Origin of the sequence: Vibrio bivalvicida (assembly GCF_001399455.2) — a bacterium.
GTDB classification, from domain to species: Bacteria; Pseudomonadota; Gammaproteobacteria; order Enterobacterales; family Vibrionaceae; genus Vibrio; species Vibrio bivalvicida.
Genome location: NZ_LLEI02000053.1, coordinates 105,731 through 131,649, shown reverse-complemented (window position 1 = coordinate 131,649; position 25,919 = coordinate 105,731). Strand labels below are relative to the sequence as shown.

The following is a 25,919-nucleotide window of genomic DNA, read 5'->3' as shown; positions in this document are numbered from 1 at the left end:
GAAAAATAGCACTTTAGTTTGGAATTTCAATCCCAGCATCACGCATTTTGGCTAACTTGTAACGTAGCGTACGTGGGCTTATACCCAATTTTTCGGCCATTTCTTTGCGTCGACCGTTACACTCTTCAAGCGTATCGAGAATAATTGCATACTCTTGATCGCGTAACTCACCTCCTAAACCACTTCCTGTCGAGTTATTGCTGCCTGGTTCGGCAACAGGTTTAACGTTAGGCACGATGCAATCTCCCGTTTCAACTGCAATCTGTAGACTGGAGGCATCTTGCCAATCTAAGCCTTCCAACAGGATATGCTCTGCATCTATCTGACCACTTTCACTAAGAATTAATGCTCGCTGAACAACGTTGTCCAGTTCACGAACGTTCCCTGGCCAAGTGTAAGTCAGCAATTTGTTGACGGCATTTGGCATCAGACTAGGCACTGGCATTCCCAATTTTTGACAGTGGCGTTCTACCAGATGTTGCGCCAATGGCTCTATATCACCTCTACGCTCACAAAGTGCTGGCCAAGCGATTGGGAATACGTTTAGACGGTAATACAAGTCTTCGCGAAAATTACCTTCTTGAACATACAACTTCAAATCGCGGTTACTGGTCGCCAGCACGCGCACATCAAGTTTGATACTCTTACGGCTACCTAGACGCTCAACTTCTCGCTCTTGTAACACACGTAGCAACTTAGCTTGGAGGCTTAGGTCCATTTCACTGATCTCATCAAGTAAAATTGTTCCCCCTTGCGCCTGCTCGAATTTGCCCGGGCATGCCTGTACCGCCCCAGTAAACGCCCCTTTTTCGTAACCAAATAGTGTGGCTTCAAGCATGTTGTCAGGAATTGCTGCGCAGTTAATTGCGACAAACGGCCCCTCTTTGCGATTGGATGCATTATGGATATAACGTGACATCACTTCTTTACCCGAACCACTCGGACCAAGTACCATCACGCTGGCGTCGGTTTTTGCAACCTTATCGGCAAGAGCTAATAATTTAATACTCTTCTCATCAGCGACTACGGCATCGCCATTGTCATCGGATTTCACTGGCGCATAGCGACTGACCATATTGAGCAGTACTTCCGGTGCGAAAGGCTTAGCCATATAGTCAATAGCGCCGTCTTTCATCGCTGAGACTGCATCTTCAATATTGGCATAGGCCGTCATGAGTAAGACAGGAAGGTTCGGCCAATGTTGTTTTATGTTTCTTAATAGAGCTAAGCCACCCATGCCCGCCATTTGTACATCTGATACAACAATATCTACGCTATTCGACTTGAGCTTCACCAATGCATCTTCGGCACTATCCGCTTCGAGCCACTCATAGCCAGCCAGAGCCAAAGTGTCGACTAACGCTTCGCGTAGACCTTCGTCATCTTCTACGATCAGTACTTTGCTTTGAGCCATTATCATTCTCCAGTCATCGCGAGTTGATCAGGGTGAGGGTGACGTTCAAGTGGGATGCAAACAGTAAAGCAGGCCCCGTCACCTTGTTCTGAAATAAGTTCTAACCTTCCGTCATGCGCACGACACACCATCTGGACAACAGCAAGTCCGAGTCCGGTTCCTTGCGAGCGAGTGGTAAAGAAAGGTTCCATGATTTTGTTTTGCAGTTCGGTGGGGACACCAGGTCCGCTATCTTGTACAGAGATTTTCAATTCGCCGTTAACGGGCCTGAAAAACACGTCAATTTGAGACTGTTTACCCGCGATTTGAATCGCGTTCATCACTAAGTTACTTAATGCAGACGCTATCGCATTTACATTACCAAGCAACTGAGTTTGCTCTTGTTCAACTTCTAAGCAATAGTCGATTTGGTTGTTTTTAAGGGCAGTCTCTACCATAGGCGAGAGCTCAGCGACCAAATCTTCAACCGTGAACGGCTTAACGACTTTGTTGTCGCCACCTTTGGCGAACAACAACATGTCATTGACCTGCTTTTCAAGATCATGCAGGCGATCCATTAACTTGGTTTGAAATCTGTCTTTGGTCGCTGGCGGCAAATTCGGCGCACCTAGATTGGAGGCATAAAGCATTGCGCTAGAAAGCGGTGTACGCACTTGGTGGGCTAATGACGCGACCATACGACCAAGAGAAGAAAGACGCTGCAAGTCACTAATGCGCGACTGTAAAAGGCGTGTTTCAGTCAAATCAGTAATCAGAATAAGTTGACCTGTTTTCGAAGCGGAAATCGCCAAACGTACTTTACGACCATTACGTAACGAAATTTCATGTCCATCGTCTTCACGAGGCGAAAATGCTTGTTGAATCACTTCAAACCATTTTTCACCCACCAAGGGGATTTCCAATAATCTCAACGCTTCAGGGTTCGCTTCCTGAACTACACCCTGGGTGTCTAGCAAAATAACACCAGCGGGCATGACATCGAGTACCTGCTGATATCGTTCTACTTGTTGTTCTAGTGTGCCTAGTGGCATCGGGTTATCAACCGACGGGGTTAACTGCATGACGTATTTCTGCCTTAAAAACTACAATAGCCTGACATGCAAAAGGCACGCCAGGCTATTTTATTTATTTTTCAAGCACTTAATTAAAGGTCAGTAAATTGACAGTCACATTTCGGTCAATTTAACGCTGCAAATTGTATTTGCGCATTTTCTCAACCAAGGTGGTACGACGCATCCCAAGCATATCTGCAGCCCTTGCCACAATTCCACCTTGCGCTTCCAAGGCTTGATTGATCATGTTGACTTCAAGATCAGCCAGCATTTCTTTCAGGTTGACCCCTTCAGGTGGAAGGCTTTGCGGTGCATTTTCGTGCTCTTGGAAGATATCACTTGATTCAAGACTAAAGTCCTCAGAAAAGATATCTTGCAACGCATCACGCTCTTGATCCTCAACAGACTCAAGATTGTTATATTCTGGCTGAAATTCCGGAATATCACTGTAACGATACTTAGTAGGCAAATGATTCACATCAACCAAACTGTTTGGATAAAGTATAATCATTCGCTCAACGAGATTAGCCAATTCACGAACATTACCCGGCCACTCATGTTCCATTAGAGAGTTAATAGAACGCGGTGTGAAGCAGATAGGTTGGGCCCCTTCCGCTTCCATACGCGTCATTAGCTCTTGTAACAACAACGGAATGTCGTCTTTACGATCGCGCAGCGCAGGCATTTCGATTGGAAATACATTTAGGCGGTAGTAGAGATCTTCACGGAAAGACTCTGCATCAATCATCGTCTCTAAATTGCGGTGAGTTGCTGCGATAACTCGGACATTGACGCGTATCGTAGTGTTGCCACCTACACGCTCAAAACAACGCTCTTGAAGAACACGCAGCAGTTTAACCTGCATCGGCATCGGCATGTCGCCAATTTCATCAAGAAAAAGCGTGCCACCTTCAGCCAGCTCAAAACGGCCTTTACGAGATGTAATCGCCCCAGTAAACGCACCCTTTTCATGTCCAAATAATTCACTTTCAAGCAGATCTGGTGGGATTGCTCCGCAGTTAATGGGAACAAAAGGCCCATTTCGACGAGCTGAGTGATAATGAATATTACGAGCGACAACCTCTTTACCTGTTCCTGATTCACCGAGAATCAACACATTCGCTTCCGTCCCTGACACTTGCTCAATCAGATGTCGAACTTCTTTAATGTCATGACTTTGTCCTACAAGACTGCGGAAAAGTGTATTTTTACGCGCGGAGGAAACCACATTGACGCCTTTACGGCCTAAGAAATCTTTACAATGACGCAGCGCTTCACTTAGTTGCGGGTAATTTAACGGATACTCCAGTTCACCAACATAGTTAGTCAGCTCTTCAACTGGATAAGAGTGCTTTCCGGCAATAAGCAAAGGAATATGATTGGCCTGGGATAATTTATCGCTTAGCTTGGAAGGTAATTTATTATTATTCAGAGAACCAAGAATACAACCGGCCCACACTCGAGACCAATCTAGGTCTTCAAGCTGATCAGAAGTGATCGCTTCACACTGTTCTCCAACAAATTCTAAAATATTACTGAGATTGACTCGTGCTTGCGCATTATCTTCAATCACAAGTATTTTTGCTAAACCTTGCATAGGTGAGAATGTTTGCCTTTATTATAAAACGTTGTGGCTGGGTTAAAAATCTAAACGTCACTTGTAACTATAGTTGATAAACTAAGTTAGACAATTTAGAAATTTCAGCAACAAAAAAAGCCACTAGGCTAGTAAGTGGCTTCTATTCTATTTGATAAAAAAAATAAGGCAACCAAGCAATTACTTGATGTGATATTAGCCCAAAAGCTCAATAAGCAACATATTTCAATACATGCTCATTAAGCCATAAAAAATCCTAAAAACTGGACCTAATTTATAAACCAACATCAGCCGCAGTTAGGTTGTGGTATTCATTTGGGATCTGATCCCACGCTGACTTAATCTCGCGAATAATTTCAATCACGTCATCGAGTGGTTGGGGGTTATTTTGATGATTAGCTTCAGTAATCTGAGTAATCATAAATTCATAGAGTTGATCGAGATTTTGAGCAATATCTCCACCATCATCCATCGAAAGGCAGCTACGTAAACTGATAATGATATCCAGAGCCTTACCCAAACGCTCACCCTTAGCCGGAATATTTCCCGCTTCCATCGCCGCTTTACCTTGAATCAAACGTTCAATAGCGCCAGCCATCAGCATTTGAACAATTTTATGCGGGGAGGCCGCACTGAGCTGGCTATCAACCGATACCTTCTTGTAAGCCTGTAATGAACCACGCATAACAACCCTCTTAATCTATAAAAACTTTTGATACTGCTGAACAGAGCGTTTACCGTGACGATACTTTTGTAACGCCACACCCAATTCAGAAGTTTTATTCTGCATTAATTGTACAACAGTTTGAGTTCTTTTGACCGCATCATGCCACTGCTGTAGTTTCGCAAGTTCTGGATGCATTTCTATTACACCTAGTAAACTTTGCAATAACTGTTCCCTTATATCGACTAGCTGAACGATTTCTTCAGCATTTATTTCTTCCGATGTAAGAGTTTCAGAAATTTTTTGATCTAATTCACACAAATCAGCCAGTTGGCTAAGGGCTTCATTATCCGAGTGCATTCATCATACCTGCAAGCTGAGACTGCATTTTGCTTGTAGCATCCTGCATTGCCGAGAATTTGGCGTGAGTGCGCTTCTCTAAATTATCCATACGACGATCGAGTGTCACTTGATCATCTTGGAGTCGATAAGTTCGCTCAGTCATGCTTTTTTCGCGGTTGCGTATCGAGCCCGTTACTCCAGTAAGACCTTGAATCGCATCTTCAACTTTCTTCGCAAAACCCTGATTACCGCCAAAAAAGTCTTCTAGTTTATTGAAGTTGTTGTTCAACTGACGGTCAAGCATGTCATAGTTGATCTCTAAAGTACCTTGGCGCGTGGTAGTGATACCGAACTCGGTAAGTGTCTTTAAGTCTTCCGGAGCCGGTTCTACACGAGAAGAGAACACCGACTTGAGACGAGAGTCAGCACTACGAACAATACTATCACCAGCTAAAGGCCCCGCTGCCCCTGTTCTAGGATCAACACCACCAAGCTCTTGTGAGGTCTGATAAAACTGATTGTAAGCGGCTACAAACTGTTCAATATCATTACGAACACCTTGGCGATCATACTCAATGTCAATTTCTGAAGCTGGTTTGCCTACCTGTGTACGTCCTTTAAGGGTTAAATCGACACCATCAATAGCGTCTTCAATAATATTATTGTTGCTCGATAGTTGAGCGACACCATCAAGCAGCACTTTGGCATCTTGCGCCGCCTGTACCTCCGTCATACCACGGTAAGTATCAAAGGACTGCTGCGCCGCTATTAAGTCAGCTTGAGCTTGGTCAATTCGTTCTAAGTATTCGCGCTCTTCTTTTGGAAGTTTTGCGCGTTCCATCTGTTTCGCTTGATCTGGGGTAAGCTCTCCCGCCGCTACACGTTGAGCAAGCAAAGCTTTTTCATCCGCCACTTTTTGTTCGATGCGTGCTTGTTCTGCATCAAGCTTGGCTTGCGCCTCTTTTGGAGTGACATACGAATCAGTCAAGGTTCCAGATGCCGAATTAGACCAACCTGGAACATCTGGCGCTTTTTCTCGCGCTTTATCATCAAGCTGCGGTTCAGGCTCCCAATAGGAGCTGAGTAATGTGCCCGATGCGGTCTCAGTCCAACCAGGAATACGATCTTCCGGCTTAATATATTTATTCGCCTCAATCCCTGCTTGAGCGGCGGCAGCCGTCGCATTTTTTGACATTTCATTATCGGCAGTCGCATCTTTCGCCGCATTAGGGTCGGCTTGAATTGCCGCTTGTTTTGAGGTGGCCGCGATCTCTTCATCGACAGCTTTTGCCGCATCGATGTTATTTTGAGCAATTTTATCGGCAATTTTTTGCTCCTCTGGTGTTAGAGGGGCAAGTAAATCCTGAGCAGTCGCACGTGCTCGTTCGAGGTCTTTGACTCGTTGCTCAAGAGTTTTGTATTCGAGTAATTTTAGCGGGTCGCCGGATTTAGCTTCGGCGCGCATTGAAATATCGTTGTCGTGACCCGAAACATTGGACGCAACAATTAGACGAGGGCCTTGTGTGTCGTTGATAACTGCAGCACGAACCCCAGGGTTAGATTTACTAGAGTTGATACCACGCACGATATCAACCAGTTTTGAATTCTGCTGAACATCAATGGAGAACTCTTTGTCCCCCATTGAAATCTGCAGCTTACCCGGACCAAACTTTGCGTCCTCCGGCAGTACATCTGACGCAATTTTGTGGCTTTGGGCAAGCTGCAACACATCGATAGCATATCGACCAGCGATAGCTTCAGTGGTTGCCGTCGCGGATACAACAGCTTCATCAGTTGATTCCACTGTTCTCGCGGCGAAAGCTTTCTCCTGACGAAAGCTCGCCATCAAGTTTTTCATCGTATCCAGCGACTCTCTGAGTCGACCATAGGCACTGATACTGGAATCAATTTGGGCCCGCTCATTGTCGAGACGTTGCTGCTTAGGTACGCGCTCCGAATCCACAATTTTGCTGACCATGGAATTGATATCCATGCCAGAATTCATGCCTATAGGGCCAAAACTCATCTATTCACCTCAAGTACGATTACACCGTCTGGTTCACAATTCCCGATGAATACCGGGCGGTTTGCTCCCTTAGGCGACGCAAAATAACTAGCATTTCCTCATCGGGTATCTGGCGAATGATATCCCCAGTATCCGCTTCATATATTGTTACAACATCTCGACCAGATTCTTCGTCAACGCGAAACGATAAGCCTTTATTGATCGACGAGATGAAGTCATTCATCTGCTGAACAATTCTTTCACGCTCTGCCCTGTTAAGCTTTTGGCGCTCTTTCGAGGCTTCTATCGCTTTTTCAACAGTCTGAGTCGCTTTTTCACTTATCTCCTTAGTAGAGACCTGTTCCTTTTCCGAGGAAACTTGCTGTACATCGTATTTTGAAGCAAGTTTAGTGCCACTATCTGAGCCATAAGGCTGGATGTTCGATGTGTAGGATGGTATTTCCATAACGATCTCCCTTCCACCTTAGCAGGTTACAACATACTGTTGCACCAATAAGCTCCTATCGAACCTATCGATTAACCTAATAAGCTAAGAGCTGCCGACGGAGACTGCTTGGCTTGCGCTAGAACAGATGTACTCGCTTGCTGAAGAATCTGCGACTTAGTCATTTGCGTAGTTTCTTTCGCATAGTCGGTATCAACGATCCGGCTTCTAGACGCATTAACGTTTTCGTTAATATTGTCTAAGTTGCTGATAGCGTGGCCAAAACGGTTTTGGAATGCACCCAGTTCAGCACGCTGACTGTCTACCGTTTTCAAAGCACCATCAATGACAGATACAGCTAGCTGAGAACCCGCCACGGTGGAAACATCGACATCAGCGACAGTACGATCTTGCCCTGCACCAAAACCAATTTCACCACCAAGTCCCCCGCCAATTGTCACATCTGTCGCGACTTTGTTGGAAGCTGCGAAAAGTTGAAGCTTGCCTTCTTCACCTACAGAAGCTTTCACATCTTCACTTTGACCATTAATGTACGTAGCAAGCTGCTCGATATCGTCGCCAGCTTTTGCATTTATGGAGAGTGTTTTTGCCTCTCCATGTACATCAGTATAGTCGAGAGTAAGGTCAGTTGCCCCAGCAGATACCGCCCAATCCGGTGCTTTACCATTTTGAGCAATATACGCCTTACCGCCCATTCCAACTGTATCGGAGCGCATACTGCCCATAGAAAGCTGAACCGCTTCCCCTGAGCTTGCTCCAATCTGGAAAGACTGAGTGCCAAACATGCCGTTAAGCAGCTTGTTACCACCAAAAGAGGTGGTTTCTGCAATACGGTTAAGCTCATCATTCAGTGCGGTAACTTCTTCTTGAATTGCTACACGTTCCGAACGGGAGTTCGATCCGTTTGAAGATTGCAAAGACAGGTCACGCATACGTTGTAGTATGTTGGTGGTCTCGTTCATCGCACCTTCAGCGGTTTGAGCAATCGAGATACCGTCATTGGCATTTTTCACAGCCATGTCTAAGCCACGGCTTTGCGCATTCAAGCGGTTGGATATTTGAAGGCCAGCAGCATCATCACGGGCACTGTTAATTTTGTAACCCGAAGATAGACGCTCCATCGATTTCTGCATGCCATCAGTCGCACCATTAAGGTAGCGCTGAGCAGTCATCGCAGACACGTTCGTGTTTACGTTAATTGCCATATTTGATCTCCTTAGGCATTAAGGTGATGTGTTTCAGCGTCTCTCACCTCGCATCCACACATCTCATTTCTCTCAATCCTTTAACGGCGAACAAAAAAATACCTTTAGAAAAATAATTTCCATTTTTGGTACTTTTTCACTCACAGAACGAGATTTGTTTTAGAGATCAAAAAGTTAACACAAACAAAAAAATCCAGCCTAAGCTGGATTTTTGTGATTAAGATCGGCTTTAGCCTAGTAGGCTTAGTGCCGAGTTTGGTGCCTGCTTCGCTTGAGCAAGGATTGAGCTTGATGCTTGTGAAAGAATTTGTGACTTAGTAAGTGCCGTTGTCTCTTTCGCGAAGTCTGTATCTTTAATGCGGCTCTTAGAAGCATTCACATTTTCGTTAATGTTGTCTAAGTTGCTGATAGCGTGTGAGAAACGGTTTTGGAAAGCACCTAACTCAGCACGGTGGCTATCTACGTATTTCAGTGCTGAATCGACAATAGCCACTGACTCTTGAGCACCACCCACAGACGTAACGTCAATAGTATCAACAGTAACTGCTGTACCAGCGCCTATGCTCAGCTCACCAGCTAGACCACCGCCAAAACTTACAGGGCCGTCAACTTTATCTGTACCAGCGAATACTTGCAGGCGACCTTCTTCATCTACCGATGCTGTCACTTGATCAGTTTGACCGTTGATGTAAGTCGCTAGCTCTTCAATATCATCACCTTCTTTCGCGGTAATGTTGATTGTTTGCTGTTGACCTGCTGTATCAGTAAGAGTGATCGCTAAGTCATTTGCACCAGCTTGAACACTCCAATCTTTGTCTTTACCATTCGCTGCTTGGTATGCAGTACCACCCATGCCGACGTTGTCAGAGCGCATATCGTTCAGTGTTAGCATTACCGCCTCACCGTTATCTGCACCTATCTGCATAGATTTAGTTGTGAACGTACCGTTTAGTAGCTTGTTACCACCAAATGAAGTCGTTTCAGCGATACGGTTTAGCTCATCGTTTAGTGCCGTTACTTCTTCTTGAATCGCAACACGCTCAGACTTAGAGTTTGAACCGTTCGCAGATTGTAGTGACAGGTCACGCATACGTTGAAGAATGTTTGTAGTTTCATTCATCGCACCTTCAGCAGTTTGCGCGATAGAGATACCATCGTTCGCGTTACGTACAGCAACATCAAGACCACGGCTTTGAACGTTTAAGCGATTCGAGATTTGAAGACCCGCCGCGTCGTCTTTTGCACTGTTAATCTTAAAACCAGATGACAAACGCTCCATTGAAGTCTGTTGAGCATTAGCCGCGCTATTTAGGTAACGCTGAGCTGTCATTGCTGATACGTTAGTGTTTACATTTACTGCCATGGTGATTTCTCCATTTGATTTTCCGATGTAACCGGTTTCCGACGTCTCGGAAAACCAAAGTCGTTTTCTCTTAAAGTTACTTTTATTAACGGCGTGAATAAGAAAACCTTGAGGATTTTTTTGAGTTTTTTTTGAAAAAAGTTCATTTGGTAGGGAAAGCGTGACTAAAGGGAGAAAACTGCAAATTAAGTAATTTTTTCGCTAAAGCTTTCGATTCGCTTGTCGATAACATTCTCTTTTTTGAGAATTAGCCCAATAAAGTTAAAGCAAGATTCGGCTGTTGCTTCGCCTGAGCCAAGATAGAAGTGCTCACCTGTTGTAAGATCTGCTGCTTAACTAGCTGAGTGGTTTCTTTGGCGTAGTCAGTATCTTTGATACGGCTATTCGAAGCCGACAAGTTTTCATTAACGTTAGAGAGATTATTAATGGCGTGATTGAAACGATTTTGCATCGCACCTAATTCAGCTCGGTGGCTATCAACATATTTAAGAGCAGTATCAATCACTGAAACTGCACGTTGGGCCCCCCCAACCAGGGAAATATCTATATTATCAACCGCTTCATAGCCATCAAGGTTCATATTTAGTTGGCTCGCCAAACTGCCAGAAAACGAGATGGTGCCTGAAGTTTCATGGCCAGCCATAAAGATTTGCAGTTGTCCTTCTTCATTAACCGATGCAGAAACCTTATCAGTTTGACCGTTAATATAGGTCGCTAACTCTTCAATGTCGTCACCGATTTTTGCTTCGATATTTATCGACTCTTGCTGGCCTTGGGCATTAGTATATTCCATCACCAATTGATCGTTACCCTGCGTGACTTGCCAGTTATTATCTGCTTTGCCTGCGGCAAGATAGCTAAAGCCCCCCATATCCAGACTGTCAGAACGCATATTTTTTAGCGACACTTGTACCGCTTCACCCGAACTTGCTCCAATCTGAAAAGAAGAGGAGGAAAACGAGCCATTGAGCAGTTTTCGACCACCAAAAGAGGTGGTTTCAGCAATTCTATTCAATTCATCGTTTAAAGCAGCCATTTCTTCTTGTAATGCAACTCGTTCCGCATGACTATTTGAACCATTAGCCGATTGCAATGACAGATCTCGCATCCGTTGCAGAAGGTTGGTGGTTTCATTCATCGCTCCTTCTGCCGTTTGCATTATAGATATTCCATCATTGGCATTACGCATAGCCACGTCTAAACCACGCATCTGTGATTCAAGACGATTTGAAATCTGTAGGCCAGCAGCATCATCTTTAGCACTGTTAATACGATACCCTGAAGAGAGTCTCTCCAGAGATTGATTCAGCATGTCTGTCGCATTGGTCAAGTGCCGCTGAGCAGTCATTGCTGAGACATTAGTATTAACAGTAATGGTCATAAAGTGATGATGTCCTTTCTCGGGTTACTCTCTTTATCGGCAAATACAGGTTTTCTTTAACGAATAAATGCAAAAAACCGAACACTAAAGTTCGGTTTTAAATCGTTGAAGTATAGATAATTGTATCGTTCTACTTAAGCTTTAAACTCGCAAGCATATCACTTGAAGGTACAAACAAGTATGCGCCCGTTACGGCTTTGGTAAAACGCAGGAGTTGGTCCGTTTTACCGTCCGTAACACCATACATGCTTTCTAGCATCGCTTTAAAATTGTGCAGTGTATTGCAATACGCGATAAACAACAGACCATGCTCACCAGAAACACTACCGTAAGGCAAACTATGACGAACAATCTTCAACCCTTTGCCCTCTTCTTTAATATCGACTCGCCCTACATGCGACGCTGCAGGAACATCATCCAGTTCAATTGAGTCAGGCTTAGTACGTCCGATCACTTTCTCTTGCGCGGAAACATTAAGGCGGTTCCAAGAAGGCAGATCATGAATAAAACGCTGCACCATAACATAGCTTCCACCAGCAAACTCCCCTTGTGGAATGATCGCTACTTCCTCACGCTGAGCTTGTTTCGGGTTTTCCGTACCATCGACAAAATCCGTCATATCACGTGAATCTAGATAGCGGTAGCCGTAAGTTTCATCAATGACGGAAACATATTCAGACGCTAGCGCAAAGAGCTTACGCAACAGGTAAAAATGCAGGTCATGACGGTTCGAGTGACAGTGAATCAATACATCAACATCAGAACTAGGCGCAACTGCATCGCCTTCACCAAGTTGTGGGAAGTCGATGAGCTCTGCTGGCATAGCCACATCAAGCTTGCTCCAAAATGCCTTAGTAAAACCAATCGACAGGGTTAACTCTGCACCGGGTTGCTGCTTATTGAGTTCTTCAACTAGAGTCGGTAGAGCTTGAAGCTGCTCCAACACTTTGGTTTCGTTTTGATTGACCTTAAGCAAGGTGTATTGCGCGAAAGGACCTGCTTCAGGAAGAATTGCACTTTGAGGGTATGACATTTTTAATTCCTCACTCGATTTTTTTGCTCAGTGTATTTCGTTATTAATTTTGTATATTGATGGCGATCATCACTGGGGAAGTTTACTGTGTCGGAACTTTCCGAAAGCTATCTCTGACACTACGACTCTTTGCGAAGTAAATAATCAACCATAATAGCAACAACATCACAGCGCCATTTGTCCAGCTAAATGCGCCATGGACTAGATAGACATGATACAAAGTTTGAGACAGTTGAGCAGCTGCGGTCACAAGCGTAATCCCTCTGCCGTATGCCACTAAGTGATTTATCCATGCTCGCTCTGGGCTGCGCAGACTCACCATCCACATTAATAGGATACTCGGAATCCCCATCGCTAGCCCGAGATAAAGCATATTGTGATCAGGGTAAACTATCGAAAGAATTTTACTGCCACTCTCGCGGCTAGCACCGGCGACCACAAACACGACCCAAGCTTTGGCTAAGAACAGCCACGCTAACCAAACCAGTTTCGGCGCTCTTAAAAAACCATGTTTATCATATTGCTCTAACGCGTAACGCACTGCTATGTCACTGCTTGAATTCAATTAGACTCCACTCTATACCAATTAGCGTATTTTGCTATCAGTTATTGCATATTAGAGTGATAGATAATAGCGAATAGCCACAGCGAGATTATTGCTGATGCTTGGTTCGGACTCGTTTAAACGAAACGACAAAAAAGAGCAGAAGAAGCAAAGCAGGCGCTAACCAAAGTAGTGCATTGCTAGCGCTAAAGGCCGGCTTATAAAGAACAAATTCGCCATATCGAGCTGTCATAAAATCAATCACTTGCTGCTCACTTTGTCCTTGGTTGATTTTACTAAACACAATCAAGCGTAGGTCTTTCGCGATCGGCGAGTTTGACTCGACTAAGTTTTGATTCTGGCACTGTGGGCAACGTAGCGATTTTGCCAGTTCAATCGCAACCTTTTGTTTGTGTGGGGAATCAAATTGAAACAGCTCGACTTGAACGTTTTGCTCTGTCGTAGCCGCTGCAAAGATATCTTGGTTTGCACTCACAAGACTTAGTGGCGCTACTATCGAAAGCAATAACAACAGCGACTGCACAAAAACCAACCTTAAGCTCATGAGTTCGCCCCACTATCAAAGAAGTCAGAAAAATGCTTGTCCCATACTTTTTGATTCAGTACGCCGAGATGTTTATAAACAATCGCCCCATTTTGATCGACGAGGTAAGTTTCTGGCGTTCCTACTACTCCGAGATCTAGAGAGAGTACGCCTTTGGGGTCGAACATGACTTCACTATAGGGATTACCAAGCTGTCCAAGATAATTTACCGCACCTGAGCGTTGATCACGGTAATTTAATCCAATGATAGGAATGCCGAGTTTCGCTAGCTGATTGAGGTAAGCATGTTCTTTACGACATACGCCACACCACGATGCCCATACATTCACTAGCTGATATTTATGGCGCAATAGCTGTGTGCTTTGCGCTTGTTCCTGCTTCATAAGCAACGCTATCGATTGTGTTGGAAACTGCCTAACCACGGGCTGAGAGGCTGGACCAAACTGCTGTGTGTTAAGCCCTGCGACAAGAAAGCCAATAAAACCCAATAAAACCACGGTAAACAGGGTAATTTTATGCTTGCTTGATAAAACCATGAGCCACTTCCTTTCGTCGACGAGAGAGAAAAGGTAACACAGCACCGAGCATAGCGACTAGCGCCCCGCCCCAAATCCAACTGATATACGCCTTATATTGGATCTTGACCGCATAAGAATCAGCATCAACTTTACTGCCCAGCGTCACATAGTAATCACCATGCCAAAATGGTTGGATCGCAGGCTCACTCATATTCATCACCCGAACAGGATAATGACGACGCTCTGGTATCAGAGTAAAGCTTCGCTGTTCTGAGGAGAATCTCAACTCCGCCTGTTCTGCTGTATAGTTAGGGCCGATAACCCAATGAGTATCAAGGTGCTCAACTTGCCACTCGCCAAATTCTAAAGAGCTGCCCGCTGTCATTTTATGGTTCACTTCGAAAGAGTGTTCTGCATTCATTACTGCACCAATACTGCTTGTCGCCAGACCAATGTGAGCAAGCACCATAAAGGTTAGCTTTTGCTGCTTCACTACCAATAGTAGATGACTGATTATCACCCAGGCCCCTAACCCCCATACCATCGAGGTGGACAGCGAGAACCACATATCTTGCAGCCAATACACCACCGTGCCGGTAAGCATAGAGGTGAGAAACATCAAAATGATCTGCTGTTTGGAATAGTGACTGCCTTTATGCCACTTGAGTAATGGAACCAACCCCATACCAATGAGAGCAAGCAGAACTAAAGGTAGGAACAAGGTATTAAAGTAAGGAGCGCCAACCGACACCGAGCCTAACCCTACAAGTTCATACACCATAGGATAGAAAGTACCGAGAAAAACAGTAAACGCCGCCACCGCAAGCATGCCGACAGAAGCGATGGCGAGATAGCTGCGCCCAAAGAGCGATTGAACATGTTGACTCTTGATTGCCTCGCCTCGCTCAAACAGCAAGGCAAATGAACCAATCAAGGTCACGGCGAGAATCGCTAACAGAGCAAGCCCTTTTCCAGGATCCACCGCAAAAGCGTGTACTGATGTCAGTACGCCAGAGCGCACAATAAAAGTGCCTAGAATACTCAGGCTAAAAGTCACCAATGCTAGCGCCAGTGCAGTTCTTCGCTGCTGTTGATAGCGGTTAGCTGCAAGTAAAGCGTGCAGTAATGCAGTCCCTGTTAACCACGGCAGAAGTGACGCATTTTCAACAGGATCCCAAAACCACCAGCCTCCCCAGCCTAGTTCATTATAGGCCCACCATGAACCCACCAAAATGCCCAGCGTCAAAAACGCCCACGCAGATATTGCCCAAGGTGCCGCGAGCTTTACCCAGTCATCAACGAACGTTTCTTGCATCAGCGCAGCGAGTGCAAATGCCAACACGGTAGAAAACCCGATGTAACCCAGATAAAGCAGCGGTGGATGGAAGATCAATCCGATGTCTTGCAGCATTGGATTGAGGTCTCGACCTTGCTCTAACCAAACTTCAGCATAAGAGAATGGATTGGAAGCGATCAGAGTGAACCAAGCAAACGCAGCGATAAACAATTGCATTACCCACAGCACGTCATCGAGGTATTTTTTAGAAGTCTGTTGAACAAAAGAGATGCAGGCCGACCAGATCGCTAAAGTGAACACCCAAAACAGCATCGACCCTTCGTGTCCTCCCCACACCGCGGCAATTTTGAAGAAATCAGGCAGCGCAGTGTTTGAGTGAGAGGCGACATAGTTAAACTGGAACTGATCACTAACAAATAGGTAGCCAAGAAGGACAAGGCTTAACGACGCAACAACGCCATTAAGCCTTGCTAACAATGATAAAGAGAGAGCGGCACTTCGCTTTTGCCATCTGTTCCATACATAAGCCGCCGAGATAAGCGAACTTGAAACCGCGACCCAGACTAATGCAAAGTGCCCTAGCTCTCCGACCATACTTACACTACCGTCATCTGGCCTGCATAGAGGATAAAGGTTCGTAACATAAGTACACCGACCAAGCTTAAGGTGGTCACCATAAAGATATACCCACCATTATGACGCGTCTCTTTTGGCGCAACCGCATTTAGCGTCAAAGGTAAAAGCATGCCGATTAATACTACCCCAAACCAGAACCAGTTCGACCAAAAACCACCACCGATCGCATTCCAAGCAGCGACTTCATTCTGACCACCACTAAAAATAAGCCCAGTAAAGAAGGTCACCAAAACGAACAATTCAAACATCACAACCGGACGCTCGAAACTATGCACCCAAGAAACACTTGGACTTGTCGCTGACTCTTTGAACACTAAAATGCCAAACATCAAACAAGCAGCCGCTCCAGATGAAAGGCTGGAGAACAAGAACAAAATCGGCAACACTGGATTGTTCAGCATTGGGTATGTTTTCAATGCTGAAAGTAGGAAGCCAGTATAAGCAGCAAGAACAACCGCAAGGAAGCCTAAAAAGAGTTCAATAGCATTGTTGTATTTACCTGATTTAATCAAGAATCCATCGACAAAATCGAGCAACTTGCTAGGTAGTCTACCTTCAGCAAAATTGATAACTTGATGACGGAACAGAATGCCAATCCAGATAAACAACACGATCATGTAGACCTGAAATAGGATAACCCCCATCGACATCACGGAGTTCATATTGAAGTAAATCATGATCTTCCAGAACTCCAAAGGTTTGGTAAGGTGGAAAATCAAGATCGTTAGACCTGAGATGATACCAAACGGTGCGAGCCAGGCCATTGCCTTCAAGATACCGTTATTAGCAGGATCTCCCTCAATCACTTTACGTCGCAGGTAAAGTGCGATCATCACTGCACCAGCGGACATACCTGCCAGAAACAAGTAAACCGCGATAATCCAATCCCACACCAGAGAGTCAAACTGGAATGCACTTTCAAAACCATTCATGATCAAACCTCCCCTTTCTGATGAGGCACTTTGTACAATTTAGGCTTAGTGCCTAAGTGTGCCTTGTCTCGATAAACGACTTCGCTGTTTAGCACTTGGTTAATTTCACTATTTGGATCGTTGAGGTCACCAAATATCAGTGCCTTAGTTGGGCAAGACTCTACACAAGCAGGCAACTTGCCATTAGCAAGGTTGGTATCGCGGCAGAAGTTACATTTATCAGCCGAGTGATCTTCAGGGTTAAAGAAACGCACTTGATACGGACAAGCGGCTAAACAGTAGCCACAGCCGACACATTTTTCTTTATGGACATCAACAATACCTGTTTTCTCATCTTTGTACGCCGCACCTGTTGGGCACACATAGACACAAGGTGGGTTTTCACAATGTTGACAAGATTTGCGAGTAAAACGGTAATCAACATTCGGGAATTCTCCCTGTGGCTCACTGCGTATAATTTCAAGGCGCGATACGCCTTCAGGAACCTTGTTAACGTCGCGACAAGCATCCGTACAAGCGGTACAGCCGATGCAGGCCGTTTCGTCATGAACCATTCCGTAGAGTTTGTTGCCATCTTGTCCAACATTAGCCAACGTTTTTCGACTACTGATGACAGCGGTACCAGCAACCCCAGTGGTAAAAATCACTGCGCCTACGCCAGTTAAGAAGTTTCGTCTTGAGCAACTCATACTACTTCTCCTCTTCTTTTAGCTGGGTGATATCCGAGTGACAGTCCACGCACATCTTGATTTTGTCCTTACGTTCTAGACTAAGAATTTTTGATTTCTTCTCAGCGTGAACATTGTGGCAATTTGAACAGGTAAGATTTTTGGCATGCACGTCATGCGTCCAGCTCGCTTTATGTAACCGCTCTGAAGTATGACAGTTGGTACACTGGCTATTTGCATCAAGTATTCCCTGATGCGGCATTTGCACCTTGTCGCTTCCCATCTGTGATTGAGCTGGCGCGTACTTAGTCACTACTGGCGCCCCTTCACGATGGTCAGGCCCGATGTTTCCGTGACAGGTGGTACAGTTCAGCGTTTTGCCGATCTGCTCAAATTTCTCAGTGGTGTGCGTTTGATGGATGGTCTGCTGCGAATCCTTATGACATTGGATACACTTATAATCCTTGTCACGGATAAGCGTGACTTCATGACGTGCGGATTTGTCTTCAGACTGCACAGTTGAAGTGTCGGCTACGGCATGAAGAGAATAACCATAGAGGCAAAATGCTAGAAGTGACTTAAGCATTATGACTATGGCCAACTTTATATTGCCCATATTATCCTTTCCTTATTCCGTACTAATTCGTAAAACAATCAACAAATTAAAAATACGGTTAAAAATTAAAATCCTTCAATGCGCTCAAAGCACATCAAATGAGATCAATTCTTATTTTGGAAAAGCCACAACGCTAATAAATTATATATTACAACGCCTACACTAAAGGGGTAGGCAAAACTGTTCAAAATTCGATCTTAATCACCCTATCAATATAAAGGGCAATATTGTAAGTTATTGATGATAACAGTTTTCATTTCTTATACAGACACACACCAACTAACCCTAAAGGGGTATAGCTAGGTGAATTTGAACTGGATCACTTGCTAAAATTGATCTTGAACAATTAAGTACTATTACTAAGTTATTTATTTTATTTCTATTTATTACAATATATTTCAGTTCTCCAATTCTTAGTTTGGAATATAGCCAGTTCACAACGCTGCTAATAAAAAACAGAATACGGAGATAGCACTGTGAATAAATTGCATTGGATACCAAAATCCGCTGCAGCATTAGCAATTGTGGCCACTTCACTGATGAGTGTCGCAAGCTTTGCTGCATCCGAAGATAAAGGCTTAATTGATCCTCGCAACGATGCGTATGAGCAACAGCACCCTGATCAATACCATTCTTGGAAAGCCACCTCAGAAAGCGAACATATTGAAGACGCACTTGCAGAAGATCCAAATATGGTGATTTTGTGGGCTGGGTATGGATTTGCTAAAGATTACAACAAGGCTCGTGGCCACTTTTACGCCGTTGATGATGTGCGCCAAACACTGCGTACAGGTGCGCCGCAAGATGAAAACTCCGGCCCGATGCCAATGGCATGTTGGAGCTGTAAAAGCCCTGACGTAGGTCGCGTAATCGATGAACGGGGTGAAGACGGCTACTTTAAAGGAAAATGGGCCCGTTTAGGTGACCAAATTAACAACCCTATTGGTTGTGCAGACTGCCATGATACTCGCAGTGAAGCATTCAAGAACGGTGAGCCGGCACTTGCGTTAGCAAAACCTTATGTTGAACGCGCGTTTCAGGCGATAGACAAACCTTTTGAGCAACAATCTCGCCTTGATCAACAAGCCTCTGTCTGTGGTCAGTGCCACGTAGAGTACTACTTCACTGGACCGAACAAGTCAGTTAAATTCCCATGGGATATGGGCACCACTGTCGATGATATGGAAGAGTACTACGATGCACTTGGCTTTAAAGATTGGACTCACAAAGTTTCTAAAGCGCCTATGTTAAAAGCGCAACACCCAGGTTACGAAACATGGCGTGATGGTATTCATGGCAAAAACAAAGTGGCGTGTGTTGATTGTCATATGCCGAAAGTGACCAAAGAAGATGGCACCGTCTATACCGATCATAAAGTCGGTAACCCATTTGATCGCTTCGAAGACACTTGTGCAAATTGTCATACGCAATCAAAAGATCAGCTACGTGACATTGTTTCTACTCGCAAAGCCCAAGTGCTCAACATGAAGCTCACCGCTGAGAAGCAAATTGTTGCTGCTCACTTCGAAGCAGGCGAAGCTTGGAAAGCAGGTGCGACAGAAGAAGAGATGAAAGATATTCTTCAAGATATCCGTCACGCTCAATGGCGCTGGGACTACGCTATCGCCTCACACGGTGTACACATGCACGCTCCAGAAGTTGCACTTGAAGTATTAGGTACAGCGGTAGACCGCGCGGCAGATGCTCGCACCAAGATTGTTCGCCTACTCGCGAAGAAAGGCATCACAGATCCTGTAGAGCTGCCTGATATCTCGACTAAAGCCGCTGCACAACAAGCACTGGGTATGGATATGGATAAGATGAACTCTGATAAAGAGCACTTCTTGAAAACTGTGGTCCCAGAGTGGAAGAAAGCCGCTGAACAACGCGAATCTAAATACTAACCCCTAACAGCAACAAAAACCGGCGAATCAATCGCCGGTTTTTTTTACCTCACGATACGGCATTAGAGCATCTGTTTCGCTTGGTTTAATGAGCGAACCACTGACTCACGATCTAGTTCCGAGTGATTCGAGTCGAGTATTTTCGTCCAAGTAGCAATCGCTTGCTGATAACGAAAACTAATAAAGTGATCGTTGGCAATCAAAGTTAAGGCGGTGAGGTTATTGGGTTCTAAACGCAACGCTTGTTCAAGCAGAGAATTAACTTCTTGTGTCATTCTCTGCTTATGAACATAGTAAAGGGCGGTTGCTTTTGCCGCTAATTGGTTGGCGGACGGTGGTTGGCTTAATCGAACTGCATAGTCAAAACAGGTCAAAGCAGAAGGAAAATCTTGATTGTTGAGATAGCCATGTCCGAGTTGAAACCAAAGCTCAGCTTGATTTGGATCTTGTTTGAGCTGATCTTGCAAAGACAACATCCACTCTTGATGAGTCTGCTGCGGCTCAAGCTCTGCAATGGGTGCAGGTGGCTGACCTTGAAGCCAAATATACACAGGTACGACAATTACCAAGCTGGCGAGTAAAACTCGTTTCATCAGCACTCCAAAGCTTTTGTTCATTACTGACAAAGTATATCCTGTTAGGATAAATACATCTTTGATCTAGCAAGACCTATCAATATGAAAAACAAAGTGGTTCCTTCTCAAGAAACACAACAAGAAGCGATGAAGATCGCTAAAGCGACTCAAAAGCCTAGTCAAACGAAAGAACAAACTAAGCTGATTGCTCAAGGTATCGAGAAAGGTATCGCCCAATACAAAAAGCAGCAGAAAGAGCGCTCTCGACAAGCGGATAAAGCGAAGAAAAAAGCGCAAAAGGCAAAGAGAGTTGAACAAGATGTAAGCATAGACAACACACAAGCTGAAGTTGAAAGCCAAGAAATCAACAGCAAACGTTCAATATTACCTTGGGTGTTACTCGTCATCAGTTGGATAGGATTTATTGCCTATGTTGGCCAAAACTAAATACATTGTATTCGCAGCCACTCTTGCTGTGCTCGCTGGATGTTCAACACCAACAGCCAAATTGGATCCAGATGCCAGTGGAGTACATCTGCGCCTAGATGCTCAGTTTAATGCCGACGATTGTCAGTGGCTAGGAGAAGTAACGGGAAGCGAAGGTCACTGGTACAGTTATATCTTCTTCCCTAATGATGTGATGGTGCGCGGTGCTCTGAATGACATTAAAAATCAAGCATTTGATCTAGGTGCTAACACTGTTTATCTGGTTCAACCGCAAGATTTTATTTCCTCATTCACGGTAATGGGCAATGCCTACAACTGTCCTGAAAAAAGTAGCAACCAATAGCAACAAACCTAGCGTTTAAAGGCTAGGTTTGTGTATTCAATTCATTCGCCTAAAAGCCAAGGCTTGCAGCGATGTCAGTCTCCCTTTCTAGAACCCATTGACTGTCAAAAGGTCCCCAATCGGATAGCTGATAATAGCCATCGTTATGGCGTCGTCCATCTTGGACAAACATCAATTCAATGCCAATCCCCGGTAAAGCCTTAATCACGTCTTGGATAGTACGACGTGGCCAACCTGTTTGCTCAATTAATTTGGGTACATTTGGACGCTCTAGATTTTCAACAAGCAGTGCAAGATACAAGCGCCTTGCAAAAACAGGACTCAATTCCATTGATATCTCCTTAAAATTTCTAGAGTCATTATTTCTGTTTTGCTCGTAAGTGTGTTGAGTTTGATCAAAAACTCGACGATCGCCTTTGCCTGAAACACATTTTTTTTGCTCAATGAAATATATACATCACACTTTTGTCTCGCTCCTCACTTCCTGCTAGGATGCAAAAACAAACTAAAAAACAACAAGGGCAGATTGCCCAAAGTCACTTTCAAAGGTTCCACTATGACAATCACCATGTATGGCATTCCTAACTGCGACACAATCAAAAAAGCCAAAAAATGGCTTGAAGCTGAAGGAGTGGAATACAATTTTCACGATTACCGTAAGCAAGGTATCGACAAAGCTTTGGTAGAAACTTTCTGCCAACAACTTGGCTGGGAAAACGTTCTCAACAAGCGCGGCACAACCTACCGCCAACTGACTCAAGAACAAAAAGAGTCGCTAAACGAAGCGAACGCAATTGAGCTTTTAGTTGAGCAGCCAGCAATGATCAAACGCCCAATTCTGGTTTCAGGTGCTGAATACCATCTAGGCTTCAAAGCTGACCAATACGCTACTATTTTTTCATAATTTTTCGTAAGGATTTCAAGGATGACAGATAGCCCAACTCTGGCTCTCGCAAAAAATTTAATTAGTCGCCAATCGGTAACACCTGAAGACGCAGGCTGCCAAGAGGTAATGATTGAGCGACTTAAAGCACTGGGCTTTGAAATTGAAGTCATGGTGTTTGAGGATACCACCAACTTCTGGGCTCGCCGTGGTACACAAGCTCCCCTATTCGCATTTGCTGGTCACACAGATGTCGTGCCAGCTGGTAAATTGGAGCTATGGGACACCCTTCCCTTTGAACCAACCATCAAAGATGGCTTCTTGCACGGTCGCGGCGCAGCCGATATGAAAGGTTCTCTGGCAAGTATGATTGTGGCGGTTGAACAGTTCATTGCTGATAACCCAGATCACAAGGGTTCGATTGGTTTCTTAATCACATCAGATGAAGAAGGCCCTTTTATTAACGGAACAGTCCGTGTGGTTGAAACACTGATGGAGCGCGGCGAAAACATCGACATGTGTATTGTCGGTGAGCCTTCAAGCACTGAGATTGTGGGTGATGTCGTGAAGAATGGTCGCCGTGGGTCTATTACTGGCGATCTTACAGTCAAAGGAATTCAAGGCCATGTCGCCTACCCACACCTGGCGAAAAACCCGGTTCACCAATCTCTGATGGCTATCCATGAATTGGCAACCACTGAGTGGGATAAAGGCAATGCCTACTTCCCACCAACCAGTTTCCAGATCCCTAATGTCCATGCAGGCACGGGCGCATCAAATGTCATTCCTGGCGAGTTTAACGTTCAGTTCAACTTGCGATTTAGTACTGAGCTAAACAACGATGCCATTGTTTCTCGTGTAACTGAAACATTAAACAAGCATGACTTAGACTATGATCTTAAATGGACGTTTAATGGCGACCCGTTCCTGACCGATACCGGTGCGCTACTTGATGCAGTGGTTGATGCGGTAGATGCGGTTAACCAAACTAAGCCTGCGCTGCTGACGACAGGCGGTACTTCTGACGGTCGATTTATTGCCCGTATGGGTGGCCAGGTGGTTGAGCTAGGTCCAGTAAACGCTACCATTCACAAAGTGAACGAGTGCGTTAAGGTTTCAGACTTAGAAAAACTGACCGAGATGTACCAAAAAACATTGGAAAACCTATTAGCTTAATCATGACACCAGAGCAACTGACAGGTCAATCCACCAGCCATCTGGTTGAAACTGTGGTTGGTCAAAAAGCATTCTTGGTTCACGCTGCAGTGAGCCAAGATTTACTGGCACTGAAACAGTCAGCCACTGAGGCTGGATTTAATTTCAATATCGCCAGTGGCTTTCGCGATTTTGATCGCCAAACCACGATCTGGAATAACAAGATGGCGGGAAAAACTGACATCTTGGACAGCGATAGCCAAGTAATTAACACTGAATCTTTGTCTGAAGCAAATAAGGTTATCGCGATTCTTCGTTGGTCAGCCTTACCTGGCGGCAGTCGCCATCACTGGGGAACAGATTTTGATGTGTTTGATCGAGATAGCTTACCTCAGGGTGAAGCACTCAAGTTGGAACCTTGGGAGTATCTCACTGGACATCAGAAAGCCTTTTATGATTGGTTAAGCCGCAATCTACATGATTATGGGTTCTTTTTTCCTTATGCCCAAGATCTCGGTGGTGTCGCGGTTGAACCTTGGCATATCAGCCATAAAGACGTGGCCGAGCAATGCTTAAAGCAGTTAGATGCATCGACACTCAAACAACAGCTTGCCTCAACGTCGATTTTGGGTAAGAAGACGGTGTTAGAACAGCTCGAAACGATCTACAATCAGTTTATTAGCAATATTTCAAAATAGGTGCTGTGATGGATTTACTGACTAACCCATGGGTTATTATTGTTATTGTGTTGAGCGTCGTAATAGGCAACATTGCAGCCCTTAAATACACAGCCAATATGAAGTTTGGTCAGTCTGAAAAGAAACCACACATCGATGGCGAAGAGACGACTCCAGAGTCGCAAGACTCCAAAAAAGACGCTTAAATTAGCGTCTTTTTTATTTTCAAGTGTTATTTGAGGTGATCCCAGGAGATATTAGAGACAATTCGGCAATCATCGCACTTAAAGTAGAAGATATCGTGTAATGGCTCATCTAATAGCCACTCACCGCCGCACTTAGGACATTTACGTGCTTTTTCGTCTGCGAGACTTTGTCCACCGACTCGATACTGATAGTAGTATGTTGGTATCTTAGTGATATATTCGATGCGACCGCGTAAATCCCAACCACGCTTAAATAGTACACTGTCTATATCGCAAATCTCATGCAACGCAGCATGCTCGGCTCGGCAACCACCAGCCATCTGTATTTCATCACACGCTTGCCACTCGGTCTGCCATTTTACCACCGCTTTATGATCACCATTTAACGTCGCTTCATTGCGATAAAGTGGGATAGGTAATAGTGTTTCACCACTTCTTAGCGGAGAGCAGGTATGAACATACGTGGTATACAGCACCTGCCAACTTGGTTGCTCCTCTTCCGCAGCCTCCTCAGAATTAAGGTCACGACCAAGAAGACGCATTTTAGGCGCAAGTAGACTTGCCTCAGACAGGCGGTTCAAGCAAACCTTTACAAAGTCAGAATGGTAGCTTGGGTGTAAACTGTCTTGCTCGGGGCAAACCACTCGAGCAAAAAACTCGCCTTCCCCCATCACAATTGGAAACTCACGCCCCAACACTTGACCGTTATAACGCAGAGCATCCATTAAGCCATTAATCGCTTTGTCGACCGCACTAATCGTGGTGTTATCAAAACACTCAAACTGAAGTTCTACAACGTACATGATTACACCACAGGTTCTAGGTTGGCCAAAAACTCGGCGATGTCTTGTGCTAAGACATCGCGCTTATCTGTGCCTAGTCGCTCTAAAATCACGTTCCCTGTTAAGTTACAGATTGAGACAACATCCAATTCCGCATCCGTAGCGCCGATAAACACGGTTGGCTTTAACTTCAAACGGCGCTGAGTCACCAGATGGCCTAGAATGTTCTCTTGTAAACGAACAAAGTCATCATCGCTCCATACTTGCAGCAGCGTTAGCTCGTTGCCCTGCCAAGTCGCATCCATATCTGCACTGTATTGAGAGCCATAAAAGGTTTTGATGTCTTCATGCAGTGTTAGCTCAATACCATTTTCTACATTGGTAAAATCTGCAGCTTGCTCTCTTTGGTACGCCTGCCACTCAACTGCATTATCCGTTTTACTCTCGACACAAGGCGACACTAAATCAACCAACTCTTCACTTCTTGGAAGATGGCCATGTGCATCAAGATAAGCCTGACGGTATTTTTTGCTGAATGAGAGCAACGCTTGCAAGGCATGGTCAGCCATTAGATTCTCCAACATGAATATTCGCTTTTAAGTGCGGGATTGCGTAAAATTCTCGACATTCTAATAGAAAATGAACAAAA

Annotated in this window: 29 protein-coding genes; 7 read left to right on the top strand and 22 right to left on the bottom strand. The window is 44.8% G+C overall.

The window, feature by feature from the left end:
• Nucleotides 1-13 precede the first annotated feature (13 nt).
• The 18 genes from APB76_RS17250 to nrfB all read right to left on the bottom strand — a co-directional run bounded on the left by APB76_RS17250 (nucleotide 14) and on the right by nrfB (nucleotide 18,298).
• Nucleotides 14-1,414, bottom strand: a complete 1,401-nt coding sequence (locus APB76_RS17250) for a sigma-54-dependent transcriptional regulator (RefSeq protein WP_054961304.1) — start codon at nucleotides 1,412-1,414, stop codon at nucleotides 14-16.
• Between the two features lie 2 nt (nucleotides 1,415-1,416).
• On the bottom strand, nucleotides 1,417-2,475 hold the full coding sequence (locus APB76_RS17245; RefSeq protein ID WP_054961303.1) for a sensor histidine kinase: 1,059 nt from the start codon (nucleotides 2,473-2,475) through the stop codon (nucleotides 1,417-1,419).
• Between the two features lie 121 nt (nucleotides 2,476-2,596).
• Entirely contained in the window at nucleotides 2,597-4,063 is a 1,467-nt protein-coding gene (locus tag APB76_RS17240) for a sigma-54 dependent transcriptional regulator (protein WP_049846654.1), read from the bottom strand.
• A 274-nt stretch (nucleotides 4,064-4,337) separates the two neighbouring features.
• Entirely contained in the window at nucleotides 4,338-4,748 is a 411-nt protein-coding gene (gene fliS, locus APB76_RS17235) for a flagellar export chaperone FliS (protein ID WP_049846653.1), read from the bottom strand.
• Between the two features lie 15 nt (nucleotides 4,749-4,763).
• Nucleotides 4,764-5,087, bottom strand: coding sequence for a flagellar protein FliT (locus APB76_RS17230; protein ID WP_049846652.1), 324 nt, complete (start codon nucleotides 5,085-5,087; stop codon nucleotides 4,764-4,766).
• On the bottom strand, nucleotides 5,074-7,095 hold the full coding sequence (gene fliD / locus APB76_RS17225; RefSeq protein WP_049846651.1) for a flagellar filament capping protein FliD: 2,022 nt from the start codon (nucleotides 7,093-7,095) through the stop codon (nucleotides 5,074-5,076). Before fliD ends, APB76_RS17230 begins: the two co-directional genes overlap by 14 nt.
• Nucleotides 7,096-7,114: 19 nt before the next feature.
• Nucleotides 7,115-7,540 carry a flagellar protein FlaG gene (gene flaG / locus APB76_RS17220; protein WP_049846650.1) on the bottom strand — a complete coding sequence of 142 codons (426 nt, stop codon included), beginning with the start codon at nucleotides 7,538-7,540 and terminating at the stop codon, nucleotides 7,115-7,117.
• A gap of 71 nt (nucleotides 7,541-7,611) precedes the next feature.
• On the bottom strand, nucleotides 7,612-8,745 hold the full coding sequence (locus tag APB76_RS17215) for a flagellin (protein WP_054961302.1): 1,134 nt from the start codon (nucleotides 8,743-8,745) through the stop codon (nucleotides 7,612-7,614).
• Between the two features lie 229 nt (nucleotides 8,746-8,974).
• The gene (locus APB76_RS17210) at nucleotides 8,975-10,108 is read right to left on the bottom strand and encodes a flagellin (RefSeq protein WP_054961301.1); all 1,134 of its coding nucleotides are present in this window, start codon (nucleotides 10,106-10,108) and stop codon (nucleotides 8,975-8,977) included.
• 247 nt (nucleotides 10,109-10,355) lie between these two features.
• Nucleotides 10,356-11,489, bottom strand: coding sequence for a flagellin (locus tag APB76_RS17205; protein WP_054961300.1), 1,134 nt, complete (start codon nucleotides 11,487-11,489; stop codon nucleotides 10,356-10,358).
• Between the two features lie 130 nt (nucleotides 11,490-11,619).
• Complete coding sequence (locus tag APB76_RS17200) at nucleotides 11,620-12,522, bottom strand: Dyp-type peroxidase (RefSeq protein ID WP_054961299.1); 903 nt, start codon at nucleotides 12,520-12,522, stop codon at nucleotides 11,620-11,622.
• An 82-nt stretch (nucleotides 12,523-12,604) separates the two neighbouring features.
• Nucleotides 12,605-13,063 (bottom strand): DUF2919 domain-containing protein, encoded by a 459-nt coding sequence (locus APB76_RS17195; RefSeq protein WP_054961446.1) that lies wholly within the window; start codon nucleotides 13,061-13,063, stop codon nucleotides 12,605-12,607.
• A 112-nt stretch (nucleotides 13,064-13,175) separates the two neighbouring features.
• Nucleotides 13,176-13,631, bottom strand: coding sequence for a heme lyase NrfEFG subunit NrfF (nrfF, locus tag APB76_RS17190; protein WP_054961298.1), 456 nt, complete (start codon nucleotides 13,629-13,631; stop codon nucleotides 13,176-13,178).
• Nucleotides 13,628-14,167: a DsbE family thiol:disulfide interchange protein gene (locus APB76_RS17185; RefSeq protein ID WP_054961297.1), complete on the bottom strand. Its 540-nt coding sequence runs from the start codon at nucleotides 14,165-14,167 to the stop codon at nucleotides 13,628-13,630. The genes nrfF and APB76_RS17185 overlap by 4 nt, the downstream gene beginning before the upstream one ends.
• Nucleotides 14,145-16,040, bottom strand: a complete 1,896-nt coding sequence (locus tag APB76_RS17180; protein WP_054961296.1) for a heme lyase CcmF/NrfE family subunit — start codon at nucleotides 16,038-16,040, stop codon at nucleotides 14,145-14,147. Before APB76_RS17180 ends, APB76_RS17185 begins: the two co-directional genes overlap by 23 nt.
• 2 nt (nucleotides 16,041-16,042) lie before the next feature.
• Entirely contained in the window at nucleotides 16,043-17,014 is a 972-nt protein-coding gene (nrfD, locus tag APB76_RS17175) for a cytochrome c nitrite reductase subunit NrfD (RefSeq protein ID WP_054961295.1), read from the bottom strand.
• Between the two features lie 2 nt (nucleotides 17,015-17,016).
• On the bottom strand, nucleotides 17,017-17,703 hold the full coding sequence (nrfC, locus tag APB76_RS17170; RefSeq protein WP_054961294.1) for a cytochrome c nitrite reductase Fe-S protein: 687 nt from the start codon (nucleotides 17,701-17,703) through the stop codon (nucleotides 17,017-17,019).
• Nucleotide 17,704: 1 nt separating this feature from the next.
• Nucleotides 17,705-18,298: a cytochrome c nitrite reductase pentaheme subunit gene (gene nrfB / locus APB76_RS17165; RefSeq protein WP_054961293.1), complete on the bottom strand. Its 594-nt coding sequence runs from the start codon at nucleotides 18,296-18,298 to the stop codon at nucleotides 17,705-17,707.
• A 539-nt stretch (nucleotides 18,299-18,837) separates the two neighbouring features.
• On the opposite strand from nrfB, the gene nrfA reads away from it, so the two are divergent.
• The gene (gene nrfA, locus APB76_RS17160) at nucleotides 18,838-20,202 is read left to right on the top strand and encodes an ammonia-forming nitrite reductase cytochrome c552 subunit (RefSeq protein ID WP_408058721.1); all 1,365 of its coding nucleotides are present in this window, start codon (nucleotides 18,838-18,840) and stop codon (nucleotides 20,200-20,202) included.
• A gap of 62 nt (nucleotides 20,203-20,264) precedes the next feature.
• On the opposite strand, the gene APB76_RS17155 is transcribed toward nrfA, so the two are convergent.
• Nucleotides 20,265-20,795, bottom strand: coding sequence for a TPR domain-containing protein (locus tag APB76_RS17155; RefSeq protein ID WP_054961291.1), 531 nt, complete (start codon nucleotides 20,793-20,795; stop codon nucleotides 20,265-20,267).
• An 84-nt stretch (nucleotides 20,796-20,879) separates the two neighbouring features.
• On the opposite strand from APB76_RS17155, the gene APB76_RS17150 reads away from it, so the two are divergent.
• Both APB76_RS17150 and APB76_RS17145 read left to right on the top strand, forming a co-directional pair.
• Nucleotides 20,880-21,224, top strand: coding sequence for a DUF2956 domain-containing protein (locus tag APB76_RS17150; RefSeq protein ID WP_054961290.1), 345 nt, complete (start codon nucleotides 20,880-20,882; stop codon nucleotides 21,222-21,224).
• Nucleotides 21,208-21,567 carry a DUF4156 domain-containing protein gene (locus APB76_RS17145; RefSeq protein WP_049846638.1) on the top strand — a complete coding sequence of 120 codons (360 nt, stop codon included), beginning with the start codon at nucleotides 21,208-21,210 and terminating at the stop codon, nucleotides 21,565-21,567. Before APB76_RS17150 ends, APB76_RS17145 begins: the two co-directional genes overlap by 17 nt.
• 49 nt (nucleotides 21,568-21,616) lie before the next feature.
• Here the strand turns inward: APB76_RS17145 and APB76_RS17140 are convergent, their stop codons facing one another.
• Entirely contained in the window at nucleotides 21,617-21,898 is a 282-nt protein-coding gene (locus tag APB76_RS17140; RefSeq protein WP_049846637.1) for a winged helix-turn-helix domain-containing protein, read from the bottom strand.
• Nucleotides 21,899-22,123: 225 nt separating this feature from the next.
• On the opposite strand from APB76_RS17140, the gene APB76_RS17135 reads away from it, so the two are divergent.
• The 4 genes from APB76_RS17135 to APB76_RS22440 are packed head-to-tail and all read left to right on the top strand — an operon-like array spanning nucleotide 22,124 to nucleotide 24,488.
• Nucleotides 22,124-22,471 (top strand): ArsC family reductase, encoded by a 348-nt coding sequence (locus APB76_RS17135; protein WP_054961289.1) that lies wholly within the window; start codon nucleotides 22,124-22,126, stop codon nucleotides 22,469-22,471.
• 21 nt (nucleotides 22,472-22,492) lie between these two features.
• Complete coding sequence (dapE, locus tag APB76_RS17130) at nucleotides 22,493-23,626, top strand: succinyl-diaminopimelate desuccinylase (RefSeq protein ID WP_049846635.1); 1,134 nt, start codon at nucleotides 22,493-22,495, stop codon at nucleotides 23,624-23,626.
• 2 nt (nucleotides 23,627-23,628) lie between these two features.
• Nucleotides 23,629-24,303 (top strand): M15 family metallopeptidase, encoded by a 675-nt coding sequence (locus APB76_RS17125; protein WP_193395093.1) that lies wholly within the window; start codon nucleotides 23,629-23,631, stop codon nucleotides 24,301-24,303.
• Between the two features lie 8 nt (nucleotides 24,304-24,311).
• Nucleotides 24,312-24,488 carry a DUF2897 family protein gene (locus tag APB76_RS22440; protein ID WP_064490115.1) on the top strand — a complete coding sequence of 59 codons (177 nt, stop codon included), beginning with the start codon at nucleotides 24,312-24,314 and terminating at the stop codon, nucleotides 24,486-24,488.
• A gap of 26 nt (nucleotides 24,489-24,514) precedes the next feature.
• Here the strand turns inward: APB76_RS22440 and APB76_RS17120 are convergent, their stop codons facing one another.
• Both APB76_RS17120 and syd read right to left on the bottom strand, forming a co-directional pair.
• A complete protein-coding gene (locus APB76_RS17120; RefSeq protein ID WP_049846633.1) occupies nucleotides 24,515-25,291 on the bottom strand; it encodes a Zn-ribbon-containing protein in 777 nt (258 codons plus the stop codon).
• Nucleotides 25,292-25,293: 2 nt separating this feature from the next.
• Nucleotides 25,294-25,839 carry a SecY-interacting protein gene (syd, locus tag APB76_RS17115; RefSeq protein ID WP_049846632.1) on the bottom strand — a complete coding sequence of 182 codons (546 nt, stop codon included), beginning with the start codon at nucleotides 25,837-25,839 and terminating at the stop codon, nucleotides 25,294-25,296.
• Nucleotides 25,840-25,919 lie beyond the last annotated feature (80 nt).